The sequence below is a fragment of the Pseudomonas turukhanskensis genome, assembly GCF_027922365.1.
Classification (GTDB): domain Bacteria; phylum Pseudomonadota; class Gammaproteobacteria; order Pseudomonadales; family Pseudomonadaceae; genus Aquipseudomonas; species Aquipseudomonas turukhanskensis.
Genome location: NZ_BSFN01000005.1, coordinates 232,015 through 245,506, shown reverse-complemented (window position 1 = coordinate 245,506; position 13,492 = coordinate 232,015). Strand labels below are relative to the sequence as shown.

Here is a 13,492-nt window from a genome sequence, read left to right as displayed (position 1 = left end):
CCATGCAGCGCCTTGCCCGCTCGATTGCCACCCTGACGCGCTGGGGCCTGTACCTGTGCGCCACCGGGCTGATTGTGGCGGCGCTGTATGTCAGCGTTGGCCGGCAACTGGTGCCGTTGGTGGCCGATTACCGCTTGCAAGCCGAAGATCGTCTGCGTGACGCCCTCGGTTTGCCCGTCAGTATCGGCAGTCTGGAGGGCAGTTGGCGCGGCTTTGCCCCGTTGCTGGTGGCGCACGACGTGCAGGTGGGCGAAGGCCCGAGCGCGCTGCGTCTGGACCAGGTTCGGGTGGTGCCGGATCTGTTGGCCAGCATCCAGGGCCAGCAGGTGCGCGTTGGCAGCATCGAAGTCGATGGCCTGCAACTGAGTGCGGTGCAGGACGCCGAGGGGCACTGGGCCATGGAAGGGTTGCCACAGCGCGACAACAACACGCCGCTGGACCCCGAGCAGTTGCTGCGCAGCATGAAACGCGTCAAGCAGTTCTCGCTGTTCAACAGTCAGCTCACCCTGGAGCCCAAAGACAGCGCACCGCTGACCCTTACCTATATCAACCTCGACCTGCTAACCGGCGCCAGTCGCCACCGTCTGGATGGCCGAGTGACGCTGCCCGATGGCCAGCCGCTGAGTGTCAGCGTGGCGGTGCGAGTAAAACCCAAAGCCTGGCGCGAGGCGCAAGCCGACATCTACCTGAGCCTGCCGCAAAGTGACTGGGCCCGTTGGCTGCCCGCCGGCCTGACCCGCGACTGGCACGTGAAAGAGTTGCAAGCCGGCGGCGAGTTCTGGCTGGCCTGGGCCGACGGCGCCGTGCAGCGCGCGGTGGCCCGTGTGCATGCGCCCGCGCTGAGCGCCGCCTATGCCGAGCGCACGCCGGTGAAACTTGATGACTTGGCGGTGATGGCTTATCTCAACCGCACGGAACAGGGCTACACCCTGCTGCTCAACTCCCTGGCCGCGACCCTTGGCGATACGCGCTGGGGCGAAGTGCAGGTCGGCATGACCTACCAGCAAGCCAGCGCCGAGCGCCCGCAAAGCTGGCAAGTTACTGCCGACCGCCTCGACCTGACCCCGCTGACGCCAACCATCGAAGCCCTGGCGCCGCTGCCGGAAAAAGCCGCCGACGTGCTCCGCGGATTGAAGCCCCAGGGCACCCTGCACAACGTGCAAGTAACCATTACCCCGCAGGCTGGCAACCCTGATCAGCGCCTGCAATTTGCCGCCAACCTGCAGCAGATCAGTTTCAGCGCCTACGGCGGCGCGCCGGCCGCCGAGAACGTCACGGGCAGCATCACGGGCGACCTGGGCCATGGCGAGCTGCGCATGGATACGGACAACTTCGCCCTGCACCTGGACCATCTGTTCCCTAAACCCTGGCGTTACCAGAAAGCCAACGCGCGCCTGACCTGGACCCTGAATGCCGACGCCTTCACCCTGATTGCGCCCTACATGAAGCTGGTGGGCGACGAGGGCAAGCTGGCCGGTGACTTCCTGATTCGCCTGACGCTGGCGCCGGACACCGAAGACTACATGGACCTGCGCGTCGGCTTGCAGGAGGGCGATGCCCGCTATGTGGAGAAGTACCTTCCGACCCTGGTGCCGAGCTTTAGCCAGGACCTGGCCAAATGGCTGACCACGGCGATTCACAGCGGCGCCATCGACGAAGGCTACTTCCAGTACCAAGGCTCGCTGAACAAGGGTGCCGAAGATGCGGCCCACAGCATCAGCCTGTTCTTCAAAGTGCATGACACCGAGCTGGCGTTCCAGCCGGGCTGGCCGGTGCTGAAAAACGTCAGTGGTGATGTCTTGATCGAAGACACTGGCGTGCGTGTGCGCGCGCCCAGTGGGCAACTGCTCAACAGCACGGTCAGCGATGTGAATGTGGATGTTCCCCATGTCGCCAAAGGCCAGCCATCGCGCTTGCTGATCACCGGTAACGTTGACAGCAGCATGGCCGATGCCCTGAAAATTCTGCAGGAGGCACCGATTGGCACGGCGTCGGTGTTCAACGGTTGGGGCGGCGAAGGCAACCTGAAAGGCAAACTCAATCTGGATATTCCTCTCGGAGCGGGCCCGGCCACGCGGGCCATCGTCGATTTTACCGCCGATGGCGCCACCCTCAGCATGCCTACCCCGAAGCTGGAGTTGAGCCAGGTGAAAGGTGCGTTCCGCTACGACACGGCGACGGGCCTCAGTGCGCCGGATATCCGCGCGCAGGTATTTGGCCGGCCAATCCGCGGCAAGGCGGTGGCCAGCAAGACCGTCGGCAAGCCAACGAGCCGCATCGAAACCAGCGGCCAGGTGCCGTTGAAAACCCTGACCCAGTGGCTGGGCGTAACACGACCGATTCCGGCCTCAGGCGATCTGCCGTTCCAGCTGGCGGTAACCCTGGATGGCGACAACAGCCAGCTGCAGGTCGACTCCACGCTCAAGGGCCTGGCCATTGACCTGCCCGCGCCGCTGGGCAAAGTTGCCAGCGATGAGCGCCCGAGCCAATGGCGCATGAGCCTGCAAGGTGCCGAGCGCAGTTATTCCTTCAACTACGCCAACCTGGCCAGCCTGGCCGCCAGTGCGCCGGCCAGCGGTTTTAATGATGGCCGCGCCGAGTTGCGCTTGGGCAGCGGCATCGCCCGGGTGCCGGAGGCCAAGGGGTTGCAGGTGAACGGTGATGTCAGTGAACTGGATGCCACAGCCTGGCAGGACGTGGCCAAGCGTTATGCCGGCGACCAGGCCGCCAGTGCCAAGCAGTTCTTCAACAGCGCCAACCTGCATATCAACACCTTCCACGGCCTGGGCGCCGACATCGATAACCTCGATGTGAAGATGACCCGCATCGACAGCGGTTGGGCCATCAACCTGGGCAGTGCCAAGGTCAGCGGCAATGTTGGCCTGCCGGATGCCGATGGTGCGCCCATCAATGTTCAGCTCAAGCACCTGCGTTTCCCGCCCGCCAAGCCGCCGCAGCCGGCCGATGCCAACGCCCAGGAAGTGGAAGAGCCGGACAGCCTGGCTGATGTCGACCCCCGGCAGATTCCCGCGCTTAACCTGAATATCGCCCGCGTGTACCAGGGCGATGCACTGCTCGGTGCCTGGTCGCTCAAGGCGCGGCCTAACGCCAAAGGTGTGGTGTTCAGCGGCGTGAACATGGGCCTCAAGGGCTTGCAGCTGGAGGGTAGCGTCGGTTGGGAAGGTGCGCCGGGCGCCACCAGCAGCTGGTTCAAAGGCCGTATCGGTGGCAAGAATCTTGCCGACGTATTGCTGGCCTGGAACTTCGCGCCGACGGCCACCAGCGAAGATTTCCATATGGATATCGACGGCCAGTGGCCGGGTTCGCCGGCCTGGATCAGCCTCAAACGCTTTAGCGGCACACTGGACCCGACCTTGCGCAAAGGTCAGTTCGTCGAAGCCCAGGGCTCCACTGCCGCGCTGCGGGTGTTTGGCCTGCTCAACTTCAACTCCATCGGTCGCCGCCTGCGCCTGGATTTCTCCGACCTGTTGGACAAGGGCCTGAGCTACGACCGCGTGAAAGGCTTGCTGGTGGCCACCAACGGCGTGTACGTGACCAAAGAGCCGATCACCCTGGCCGGGCCGTCGAGCAACCTGGAAATGAACGGCACCCTGGATATGGCCAGCAATCAGGTGGATGCCAAGCTGCTAGTGACCCTGCCGCTGACCAACAACCTGCCGCTGGCGGCGCTGATTGTCGGCGCGCCGGCCATTGGCGGCGCATTGTTCGTGGCGGATAAATTGCTGGGCAAACAAGTGGCACGCTTTGCCAGCGTGCAATACAGCGTCAAAGGCTCCTGGCAGGACCCGAAGATCACTTTCGACAAACCCTTTGAAAAACCTCGCTAACCTTAAGGGGTAAGCTCGTTCCCGGAGCGTGTATGGCCCTCGCGGTAATTCAAATGGTCAGCCAGGACGATGTGCTGGCCAATCTCGCCCAGGCGCGGCTGCTGTTGCAGCAGGCCGCCGAGCAGGGCGCACAACTGGCGGTACTGCCAGAAAACTTCGCCGCCATGGGCCGTAGCGACCTCGCTGCCATCGGCCGTGCCGAGGCCGAGGGCAGCGGGCCGATCCTGCCGTGGTTGAAACAGACCGCACGCGACCTCAAATTATGGATAGTGGCGGGCACCTTGCCGCTGCCGCCAGCCGGGCAACCTGACGCCAAATCCCACGCCTGCTCGCTGTTGGTCGATGAACACGGCGAGGTGGTGGCGCGTTATGACAAGCTGCACCTGTTCGATGTGGACGTGGCGGACAGCCGCGGTCGCTACCGTGAGTCGGACGATTACGCGTTTGGCGCCAATGTCGTGGTGGCCGATACGCCGGTGGGGCGTGTGGGTTTGACCGTGTGTTACGACCTGCGCTTTCCCGAGCTGTACAGCGCGTTGCGCGAGGCCGGGGCTGAATTGATTACCGCGCCGGCGGCCTTTACCGCCGTTACCGGTGCGGCGCACTGGCAGGTACTGCTCAGGGCGCGGGCGATTGAAACGCAGTGCTATATCCTCGCCGCTGCACAAAGCGGCCTGCACCCGAAGGGGCGCGAAACATTCGGCCATGCGGCAATCATCGACCCCTGGGGGCGGGTGCTTGCCGAGCAGGCTCAAGGCGCGGCTGCGCTGCTGGCCAACCGGGATGCGGTTGAGCAGGCGGCCATCCGTCAACGTATGCCGGTGTATACACACCGCCGTTTTGCTGTGTCGTCGCTGAAGGCGTCGACCTGAAGGCACCGTTTTAAAGGCCACAGCGCCTATTGGAGTGACTATGAGCGACATGTTGCTGTCCGTCAGCGAGCACCTGTTGGGGCCCGGCGGTTTGAGCATTGACCACTTGCCGGGCGTGCTCGGCGAGTTGGCAGGGCCGGGTATCGATGCGGCCGATCTGTATTTCCATGGTCAGGTCTCCGAGACCTGGGTGCTGGAAGACGGCATCGTCAAGGAAGGCAGTTTCAACCTCGACCAGGGGGTTGGTGTGCGCGCCCAGTCCGGCGAGAAAACCGGTTTTGCCTACAGCAACGCCATTACGCCAGACGCTTTGAGCCAGGCCGCCCGTGCTGCCCGCTCGATTGCCCGTGCCGGCCAGCAAGGCCGCGTGCAAGCCTTTGTCAGCCCCGAAGTGGCGCGCCTGTATGCGCCGGAAAACCCGCTGGAAGTGCTGACCCGTGCCGAGAAGGTCGAGCTGCTCAAGCGTGTGGACGTTGCCACCCGCGCGCTGGACCCACGCATTCAGCAAGTCACCGTGAGCCTCGCCGGCGTGTGGGAGCGCATTCTGGTGGCCGCTGCCGATGGCAGCCTGGGCGCGGATATCCGCCCGTTGGTGCGGTTTAACGTCAGCGTGATCGTCGAGCAGAACGGTCGTCGCGAGCGCGGCGGGCAGGGCGGTGGCGGGCGTTCCGATTACCTCTATTTTCTGACCGAAGACCGCGCCATGGGCTATGCCCGTGAAGCGCTGCGCCAGGCCTTGGTTAACCTCGAAGCCATTCCCGCGCCGGCTGGTTCCATGCCGGTGGTGATGGGTGCCGGTTGGTCGGGCGTGTTGCTGCACGAAGCGGTGGGCCACGGCCTGGAAGGCGACTTCAACCGCAAAGGCAGCTCGGCATATAGCGGTCGCGTGGGCGAAAAAGTGGCGTCGAGCCTGTGCACCATCGTCGACGACGGCACCCTGTTCGGCCGCCGTGGCTCGCTGAGCATGGACGACGAAGGCACGCCCACCCAGTGCACCACCCTGATCGAAAACGGCGTGCTCAAGGGCTATATGCAAGACAAGCTCAACGCTCGCCTGATGGGCGTGGCCGCTACCGGTAACGGCCGCCGCGAAAGCTACGCGCACCTGCCGATGCCGCGCATGACCAACACCTACATGCTGGCTGGCGAAAGCGACCCGGAGGAAATCATCCGCTCGGTGAAAAAGGGCATCTACTGCGCCAACCTCGGCGGCGGCCAGGTGGACATCACCAGCGGCAAGTTCGTGTTCTCCACCAGCGAGGCCTACCTGATCGAAGACGGCAAGATCACCGCTCCGGTCAAAGGCGCGACGCTGATTGGCAATGGGCCGGAGGCGATGAGCAAGGTCTCGATGGTCGGCAACGACCTGGCGCTCGATAGCGGCGTGGGCACCTGCGGCAAGGATGGGCAATCGGTGCCAGTCGGTGTGGGGCAGCCGACGTTGAAGATTGATTTGATTACGGTGGGTGGGACCGGGGCTTAGGGCCTAACCACGTACCTTGTAGGAGAGGCTTTAGCCTCGAGCTTTTAAAAAATCGAGGCTGAAGCCTCTCCTACAGTGAGCACCCAAGCGGCGAGTTACCGCAACCCGCGCTTGGTTTCATCCAGTTCGCGGATGTATTTGAAGATTTTGCGCGTGGCGGCCGGGGCTTTGTTTTGGGCTGCTTCGTGCTGGGCCTGGCGGATCAGCTGACGCAAATGAGTGCGGTCGGCGTCCGGGTACTCGGCGACGAAGGCTTCCAGCACGTCGTCGGTGCCGGTGGTCAAACGATCACGCCAGCGTTCGAGGTTGTGGAAGCGTTCGTTGTACTGCCGGGTCGAGGCGTCGAGTTGATCCAGCAGCACCAGAATTTCATCGATGTTCTGATCACGCATCAGCTTGCCGATGAACTGGATATGCCGTTTACGGGCGATATGCGCCGTATGTTTCGGCGCTTCGGCCAGGGCGCGACGCATGGCGTCGGTCAGCGGCAGTTTGTCGATCAGGGCAGGTTTGAGCGTGGTCAGGCGCTCGCCAAGGTCAACCAGCGCGTGTAGCTCGCGCTTGACCTGAGTTTTGCTCTTCTCTTCGGAGAAGTCGTCGGAATAGTCAGACATGGGGCAGATCCAGTTGGAAACGCCGCCATGATAACGAGTCAAAGGCCGCTTGTCCGGCCTGGCCAGGTGACTGGTCTTTGAACTGGAGTTGTAGGTTATGAGTGCAGCAGACGTAGTTGGGCCTCAGGCCCTGCCGCAATTGCAGGAGCAGGTGGCGCGAATCATCGCCGAAGCCAAGGCTCAGGGCGCCAGCGCGTGTGAAGTGGCGGTGTCGGTGGAGCAGGGGTTGTCGACCTCGGTGCGCCAGGGCGAAGTAGAAACCGTCGAGTTCAACCGCGACCAGGGCTTTGGCATCACCCTTTACCTGGGCCAGCGCAAAGGCTCGGCCAGCACCTCGGCCAGCGGCGAAGCGGCGATCCGCGAAACCGTGGCGGCGGCCCTGGGCATCGCCAAGCATGCTTCCGAAGACGACTGCTCAGGCCTGGCCGACGCCGAGCTGATGGCCCGTGACCTGCCGGACCTGGACCTCTACCACGCCTGGGATATCACCCCGGAGCAAGCCATCGAGCGGGCGCTGGAGTGCGAAGCGGCGGCCTTTGCCACCGACTCGCGCATCAAGAATGCCGACGGCACCAGCCTCAATACTCACCAGGGCTGCCGCGTGTATGGCAACAGCCACGGGTTTGTCGGCGGCTACGCCAGCACCCGGCAGAGCCTGAGCTGCGTGATGATCGCCGAGGCCGACGGCCTGATGCAGCGCGATTACTGGTATGACGTGAGCCGCCGTGGCGAAGACCTGGCAAGTGCCGCCAGTATTGGCCGTCGCGCCGCTGAGCGTGCCGTAAGCCGCTTGGGCGCGCGCCCGGTGCCAACCTGCGAAGTGCCGGTGCTGTTTGCCGCCGAGCTGGCGGGCGGCTTGTTCGGGCATTTTCTCTCGGCGGTGTCGGGCGGCAGTCTGTACCGCAAATCGTCATTCCTGGAAGGCAGTCTGGGCCAGGTGCTGTTCCCCGAGTGGCTTAGCCTGGAAGAGCGCCCGCGTATTCGCGGGGCGCTGGGCAGCGCTTCTTTCGACGGTGATGGTCTGGCCACCTACAGCAAGTTTTTCGTCGAAAAAGGCCAGGTGCAGTCCTACGTACTGGGTACTTATTCCGGGCGCAAGCTCGGTATGCCAAGCACCGCCAACTCCGGTGGCGTGCATAACCTGTTTGTGAGCCACGGCGATGACGATCAGAAGGCGCTGCTCAAGCGTATGGGCCGTGGGCTGCTGGTAACCGAGCTGATGGGCCAGGGCCTGAATATGGTCACCGGCGATTACTCCCGCGGCGCGGGCGGTTACTGGGTGGAAAACGGCGAGATTCAGTTCCCGGTGCAAGAGGTGACCATCGCCGGCAATTTGCGAGACATGTTCAAGCAGATTGTGGCGGTAGGGAATGACCTGGAGCTGCGTGGCAACACCCGCACCGGCTCGGTGTTGATCGAGAAAATGACCGTGGCTGGTAGCTGATTTCCCCTAAGCGCAAAACGTAAAAAGTTCGAGGCTGAAGCCTCTCCTACACGGACCGCGTTCTGTAGGAGAGGCTTCAGCCTCGATGCTTTTAAGCGCTTTTTCACTGAAAATCCCCGCAATTTTCCGCCTGGATAACGATCTTTAAATCGACTGTTGATTATTCTTCGCAAATAAGAATAAATGTCATCAAGTCTTTTAGAGGTTGAGCCATGGCGCTGCGATCCCCGTTTGGTCCGTGTCTGGACTGCTGGAATTGGCAAGGTTTGCGCATTCGCTGCGCACTGTTGCCTAACGAACCGCGCCTGCTCGACGTGCATTGGGCGCAGGGCTGCGAGCTGGTGGAACACGGCCAGCTATGCCCGTGGAAGATGTCCGTCACTACCCTGAATCTGCTCCTCGATACCGCGTGCGACCCGGTGCTGCCCTGGCATTGGCGCAGCCTGTGCCTCGACCACGTCTACCGCTCGCTTTACGCCATCCAGCACCTGGCTCAGGACAGGGCGCAGCACAGTACGCTCAATCGCCTGCGCAATCGCCTGGCCACACTGCAGATGACGCCCTCCATCGCTTTTTCTGAACTGGCACAAGGAAATCCCTATGAGTAATTTGCGCACCGAACGCGACAGCATGGGTGAGCTGGCGGTCCCTGCCGAGGCGCTGTACGGCGCGCAAACCCAGCGCGCTGTGAATAACTTTCCGATCTCGGCGCTGCGCATGCCGACTCCGTTTATCCGTTCGCTGATTCTGGCCAAGGCCGCTGCAGCGCGGGCCAACGTCGAACTCACGCAGATCACCCCGGAACAGGGCGAGGCGATTGGCGCGGCGTGCAGCCAATTGCTGGCGGGCGATTTTATGGCGCACTTTCCGGTGGATGTGTTCCAGACCGGCTCCGGCACCAGCTCCAACATGAATGCCAACGAAGTGATCGCCACCCTGGCCAGCCGCATTCTCGGCGAGCCGGTGAGCCCGAACGATCACGTCAATTGCAGCCAGAGCAGCAACGACATCATTCCCACCACCATCCACGTGAGCGCCGCCATCGAACTGCAGGAGCGTCTGCTGCCGGCGCTGGGGCATCTGCTCAGCGCGCTGTGCGAAAAGTCGTTGCAGGTACACCCCTATGTAAAGACCGGTCGTACGCACTTGATGGATGCCATGCCGGTGCGCATGAGCCAGGTGCTGGACGGCTGGGCGCAGCAGATCCAGAGCAATATCCAGCACCTGCGTATGTTGCTGCCCAGCCTGCAAGCGCTGGCCCAGGGCGGTACCGCAGTGGGCACCGGCATCAACGCCCATCCGCGGTTTGCCGAAACCTTCTGTGTGGAGCTGAAGGAGCTGACCGGCCTGCACTTCACGCCTGGGGATAACTTTTTCGCCCTGATCGGCTCGCAAGACACCGCCGTCGCCGTCTCTGGCCAGTTGAAAACCACCGCCGTATCGCTGATGAAAATCGCCAACGACCTGCGCTGGATGAACTCCGGCCCACTGGCAGGTTTGGCGGAAATCGAGCTGGAAGCCTTGCAGCCGGGTTCCTCGATCATGCCCGGCAAGGTCAACCCGGTAATTCCGGAAGCAGTGGCCATGGTGGCGACCCAGGTGATCGGCAATGACGCCGCCATCACCGTCGCCGGCCAGTCGGGCAACTTCGAGCTGAATGTAATGCTGCCGGTAATCGCGCAGAACCTGCTGTACAGCATCGAGTTGCTGAGCAATGTCACGCGCCTGTTGGCCGACCGCGCCATCACCACCTTCAAGGTCAACCAGCCCAAGCTTAATGAGGCGCTGGCCCGCAACCCGATTCTGGTCACGGCATTGAACCCGATCATTGGCTATCTCAAGGCGGCCGAGATTGCCAAGCAGGCCTACAAGGAAGGCCGCGCAATTATCGACGTGGCGCTGGAACACACCGACCTCAGTCGCGACCAGCTGGAGCAGTTGCTCAACCCGGAAAAACTTACGGCGGGCGGCTTGTAACCCTCTCGATCTGACCCTGTGCAGGAGCGGTCCATGAAGCATTGGCAAGGCATGATGAAGATTGGCAATCAGCTGTTTGGCGCTGGCGATTTTTATTCGGCGCGTGAGCAATATCTGCAGGCGCTGGCCTTGGCGCAGGTGTTGTTCGACCGTTGGGCCAATACCGATGAAGCGGTGGCCGCCCTGGTGATTTCTCACCACAACCTGGCGGATCTGCACCTGCGCATCGGCCAGCCGGAGGAGGCGGCCGAGTACCTCTGCGCCGCGCATGAGTACCTGTTGGAGGCCGCGGAGAATCCCCGTCTGTCCAACATCCTGCGCGACACGGCGTTGCGTCATAGCCAACGCACCTACACCGAACTGCTGGGTTTTATCAGCGAGCACGGTCAGTACCCGAGCACCGAGTACCTCTTGGCCTGCTCGCGCATTACCCACAAGCCACAGCTGGTGATCAAGTCCGGTCAGCGCGCGCCTAGTCATGGTGTCTACGGCCCCCGTGTTTATGGAGAGCATTGAAATGACCTACAGCCTGCCCCCGCTGCCTTATGCCTATGGCGCACTGGAGCCGCACATCGACACGCAGACCATGGAGATTCACCACAGCAAGCACCACCAGACCTATATCAACAACCTCAACGCGGCGCTGGAAGGCAATCCGCTGGGGCAGTTGCCGGTGGAGGAGTTGCTGACCCGTCTTGACGAAGTGCCGGAAAACCTGCGCGCCGCGGTAATCAACAACGGTGGCGGCCACGCCAACCATTCGCTTTTCTGGCAGGTGATGGCCGAGAACGCCGGCGGCCTGCCGCAGGAGGAGTTAGCGCAAGCGATTGATCAGCAACTGGGCGGCTTCGAAAAATTCAAAGAGGCCTTTACCAAGGCGGCGCTGACCCGTTTCGGCAGCGGCTGGGCCTGGCTAAGTGTCACTGCCCAGAAAAAGCTGGTGGTGGAAAGCAGCGGCAACCAGGACAGCCCGCTGATGAATGGCAATACGCCAATTCTTGGCCTGGATGTGTGGGAGCACGCCTATTACCTGCGCTACCAAAACCGTCGCCCCGAATACATCGGCGCGTTTTTCAACGTGATCAACTGGCCGGAAGTGTTGCGCCGTTATCGCCAGGCCCTGAGTTGAAAACGCTGCCGCTGGCGATTTGCTGACAAGGTTTATTCATGCCCGTTTCTTTGCATTCGCTGTCCACCTTTGGCGGTAAATCGCTGCGTCGCTCGCTGGGCGTTGCCATCGTGCTGGCGGGCGGCGTGCTGCTGTTTCGTCAGGCCGAGGCACTGCTGCTTGCCCACCCGCACCTATGGCGCGCGTTGCAGGGCGGCATGCTCTGTTCGTTAGGCACGGCGCTCGGCGCGCTGCCGGTGTTGCTGCTGCGCCGGGTGGCTGCATCGGTGGCGGACGGCATCATGGGCGCCGGCGTCGGCGTGATGCTCGCCGCCACGTCGTTTTCCCTGATTCTGCCGGGGTTGGATGCGGCGCGGGCGTTGGGTTATGGCGAGCTGGCGGCCACGGCATTGGTGAGTGGTGCGGTGTTTGTCGGGGCCATTGCGCTGTTTGCGGCCGGGCAGCTGTTGCCGCAAACGCCGATGGTGCATGAGTTGCCGGCGGAAAAGACACTGCCGGTGATTACGCCCAAGGTGGTGCTGTTTGTGGTGGCGATTGTGCTGCACAACATTCCCGAGGGCATGGCGGTCGGCTTGTCGTTTGGCGCCGGCACCCATGCGGCGGATGCCCTGACCATGGGCATCGCACTGCAGAACGTGCCGGAGGGGCTGATCATCGCCCTGGTGTTGGTGGCCGCCGGTATGTCGCGGGTAAAAGCCACGGTCATTGGCGTGGCATCCGGCCTGGTCGAGCCGCTGTTCGCCGTGATCTGCGCCTGGCTGGTGGGGCTTTCGGAGATTTTGCTGCCGTGGGGCCTGTCACTGGCCGCCGGGGCGATGCTGTTCGTGATCACTCACGAAATCATTCCCGAGTTGCACCGCAAAGGTAACGGCACCTACGCCAGCCTGGGGCTGGCGAGCGGCTTTTGCTTGATGATGTTGCTGGGCGCTGCGCTTGCAGGCTAGGCGGGGGAGGGCGTTACTCGCCTTCGTCGAAGCGGTTGTTGATCAATTCCACCAGCGCGGCCAGGGCTTCATCGCCCTGTTCACCCTCTGTGCTCAAGTGAATGCTGGTGCCTTTGCCCGCAGCCAGCATCATGACGGCCATGATGCTCTTGCCGTCTACACCACTTTCCGGGCTGCGACCGATACGGATCTGGCATGGAAAACGACCGGCTACGCCGACGAATTTGGCGGCTGCGCGGGCGTGAAGGCCGAGCTTGTTGATGATGGTGATTTCACAGGCAGGCATTGCTGCTTAAGTCCTTCTATTGGGTCTCGCGACTCTATAGGTCGCGATGACGAACCTGGATGTTTTTCAGGGTTTTCTTCAATTCTTTACCCAGCCGGTCGGCCAGGTATACCGAGCGATGATGACCGCCCGTGCAGCCAATAGCGACTGTGACATACGAGCGGTTGCTGGCGGCGATGCGCGGCAGCCATTTGTGCAGGTAGGCGTAAATATCGTCGTACATTTCCTGGACGTCGGGCTGTTCCTGCAGATACTCGGCCACCACCGAATCGAGCCCGGAATGTTCGCGCAGTTCGGGCTTCCAGTACGGGTTGGGCAGGCAGCGCACGTCGAACACCAGGTCGGCGTCCACCGGCATGCCGCGCTTGAAGCCGAACGACTCCACCAGAAATGCGGTGCCCGGTTCGGGCTTGTTCAGCAGGCGCAGTTTCAAGGTGTCGCGCAACTGATAGAGGTTCAAGTGCGTGGTGTTGATCTTGAGGTCGGCCAGATCAATGATCGGGCTTAGTAATGCACTTTCGTCATGGATGGCTTCGGCCAGCGAACGCTCGTCGGTGGTCAGCGGATGGCGGCGACGGGTTTCGGAAAAGCGCTTGAGCAGGGTGTCGTCGTCGGCATCCAGATACAGCACATCGCACTGGATATGCCGGGCGCGCACTTCGGCGAGAATTTCGGGAAAACGTTTGAGCTGGCTGGGCAAGTTGCGCGCATCGATGGAAACAGCCACCAAGGGCTGCAGCAGTTCGGTATGCAGCAGGGAGCGTTCGGCAAGCTCGGGCAGGAGCCCGGCCGGCAGGTTATCGATGCAGTAGAAGCCGTTGTCTTCGAGCACGTCCAGCGCTGTGCTCTTGCCTGAACCGGACCGGCCACTGACGATGATCAAACGCATGCACAG

General features: G+C 62.4%; 12 protein-coding genes. 9 read left to right on the top strand and 3 right to left on the bottom strand.

The window, feature by feature from the left end:
* Nucleotides 1-2: 2 nt before the first annotated feature.
* Genes PKE98_RS11515 through tldD form a run of 3 tightly spaced genes read left to right on the top strand, consistent with a single transcriptional unit; the run spans nt 3 to nt 6,203 of the window.
* Nucleotides 3-3,848 (top strand): YhdP family protein, encoded by a 3,846-nt coding sequence (locus tag PKE98_RS11515; protein WP_271195422.1) that lies wholly within the window; start codon nt 3-5, stop codon nt 3,846-3,848.
* A gap of 32 nt (nt 3,849-3,880) precedes the next feature.
* On the top strand, nt 3,881-4,720 hold the full coding sequence (locus PKE98_RS11510; RefSeq protein ID WP_271195421.1) for a carbon-nitrogen hydrolase family protein: 840 nt from the start codon (nt 3,881-3,883) through the stop codon (nt 4,718-4,720).
* Nucleotides 4,721-4,760: 40 nt separating this feature from the next.
* Complete coding sequence (gene tldD, locus PKE98_RS11505) at nt 4,761-6,203, top strand: metalloprotease TldD (RefSeq protein ID WP_271195420.1); 1,443 nt, start codon at nt 4,761-4,763, stop codon at nt 6,201-6,203.
* 95 nt (nt 6,204-6,298) lie between these two features.
* On the opposite strand, the gene yjgA is transcribed toward tldD, so the two are convergent.
* Nucleotides 6,299-6,817 carry a ribosome biogenesis factor YjgA gene (gene yjgA, locus PKE98_RS11500; RefSeq protein WP_271195419.1) on the bottom strand — a complete coding sequence of 173 codons (519 nt, stop codon included), beginning with the start codon at nt 6,815-6,817 and terminating at the stop codon, nt 6,299-6,301.
* Nucleotides 6,818-6,914: 97 nt separating this feature from the next.
* Between yjgA and pmbA the strand changes: the two genes are divergently transcribed.
* The 6 genes from pmbA to PKE98_RS11470 all read left to right on the top strand — a co-directional run bounded on the left by pmbA (nt 6,915) and on the right by PKE98_RS11470 (nt 12,311).
* Nucleotides 6,915-8,261, top strand: coding sequence for a metalloprotease PmbA (pmbA, locus tag PKE98_RS11495; RefSeq protein ID WP_271195418.1), 1,347 nt, complete (start codon nt 6,915-6,917; stop codon nt 8,259-8,261).
* A gap of 212 nt (nt 8,262-8,473) precedes the next feature.
* A complete protein-coding gene (locus PKE98_RS11490) occupies nt 8,474-8,869 on the top strand; it encodes a FagA protein (RefSeq protein ID WP_271195417.1) in 396 nt (131 codons plus the stop codon).
* On the top strand, nt 8,862-10,238 hold the full coding sequence (locus PKE98_RS11485; protein WP_271195416.1) for a class II fumarate hydratase: 1,377 nt from the start codon (nt 8,862-8,864) through the stop codon (nt 10,236-10,238). The genes PKE98_RS11490 and PKE98_RS11485 overlap by 8 nt, the downstream gene beginning before the upstream one ends.
* A 33-nt stretch (nt 10,239-10,271) precedes the next feature.
* Complete coding sequence (locus tag PKE98_RS11480; protein WP_271195415.1) at nt 10,272-10,754, top strand: DUF2753 family protein; 483 nt, start codon at nt 10,272-10,274, stop codon at nt 10,752-10,754.
* Between the two features lies 1 nt (nt 10,755).
* The gene (locus PKE98_RS11475) at nt 10,756-11,367 is read left to right on the top strand and encodes a superoxide dismutase (protein ID WP_271195414.1); all 612 of its coding nucleotides are present in this window, start codon (nt 10,756-10,758) and stop codon (nt 11,365-11,367) included.
* 38 nt (nt 11,368-11,405) lie between these two features.
* Nucleotides 11,406-12,311, top strand: coding sequence for a ZIP family metal transporter (locus PKE98_RS11470; RefSeq protein WP_271195413.1), 906 nt, complete (start codon nt 11,406-11,408; stop codon nt 12,309-12,311).
* A gap of 13 nt (nt 12,312-12,324) precedes the next feature.
* Here the strand turns inward: PKE98_RS11470 and PKE98_RS11465 are convergent, their stop codons facing one another.
* Both PKE98_RS11465 and rapZ read right to left on the bottom strand, forming a co-directional pair.
* Nucleotides 12,325-12,597, bottom strand: coding sequence for an HPr family phosphocarrier protein (locus PKE98_RS11465; protein ID WP_271195412.1), 273 nt, complete (start codon nt 12,595-12,597; stop codon nt 12,325-12,327).
* Nucleotides 12,598-12,631: 34 nt separating this feature from the next.
* Nucleotides 12,632-13,486: an RNase adapter RapZ gene (rapZ, locus tag PKE98_RS11460; protein ID WP_271195411.1), complete on the bottom strand. Its 855-nt coding sequence runs from the start codon at nt 13,484-13,486 to the stop codon at nt 12,632-12,634.
* Between the last annotated feature and the right edge of the window lie 6 nt (nt 13,487-13,492).

Bases quoted from the DNA above. Each gene is read 5' to 3' on its own strand.
- PKE98_RS11515 (WP_271195422.1), top strand. From the start codon at position 3: ATGCAGCGCCTTGCCCGCTCGATTGCCACCCTGACGCGCTGGGGCCTG.
- PKE98_RS11510 (WP_271195421.1), top strand. From the start codon at position 3,881: ATGGCCCTCGCGGTAATTCAAATGGTCAGCCAGGACGATGTGCTGGCC.
- tldD (WP_271195420.1), top strand. From the start codon at position 4,761: ATGAGCGACATGTTGCTGTCCGTCAGCGAGCACCTGTTGGGGCCCGGC.
- yjgA (WP_271195419.1), bottom strand. From the start codon at position 6,817: ATGTCTGACTATTCCGACGACTTCTCCGAAGAGAAGAGCAAAACTCAG.
- pmbA (WP_271195418.1), top strand. From the start codon at position 6,915: ATGAGTGCAGCAGACGTAGTTGGGCCTCAGGCCCTGCCGCAATTGCAG.
- PKE98_RS11490 (WP_271195417.1), top strand. From the start codon at position 8,474: ATGGCGCTGCGATCCCCGTTTGGTCCGTGTCTGGACTGCTGGAATTGG.
- PKE98_RS11485 (WP_271195416.1), top strand. From the start codon at position 8,862: ATGAGTAATTTGCGCACCGAACGCGACAGCATGGGTGAGCTGGCGGTC.
- PKE98_RS11480 (WP_271195415.1), top strand. From the start codon at position 10,272: ATGAAGCATTGGCAAGGCATGATGAAGATTGGCAATCAGCTGTTTGGC.
- PKE98_RS11475 (WP_271195414.1), top strand. From the start codon at position 10,756: ATGACCTACAGCCTGCCCCCGCTGCCTTATGCCTATGGCGCACTGGAG.
- PKE98_RS11470 (WP_271195413.1), top strand. From the start codon at position 11,406: ATGCCCGTTTCTTTGCATTCGCTGTCCACCTTTGGCGGTAAATCGCTG.
- PKE98_RS11465 (WP_271195412.1), bottom strand. From the start codon at position 12,597: ATGCCTGCCTGTGAAATCACCATCATCAACAAGCTCGGCCTTCACGCC.
- rapZ (WP_271195411.1), bottom strand. From the start codon at position 13,486: ATGCGTTTGATCATCGTCAGTGGCCGGTCCGGTTCAGGCAAGAGCACA.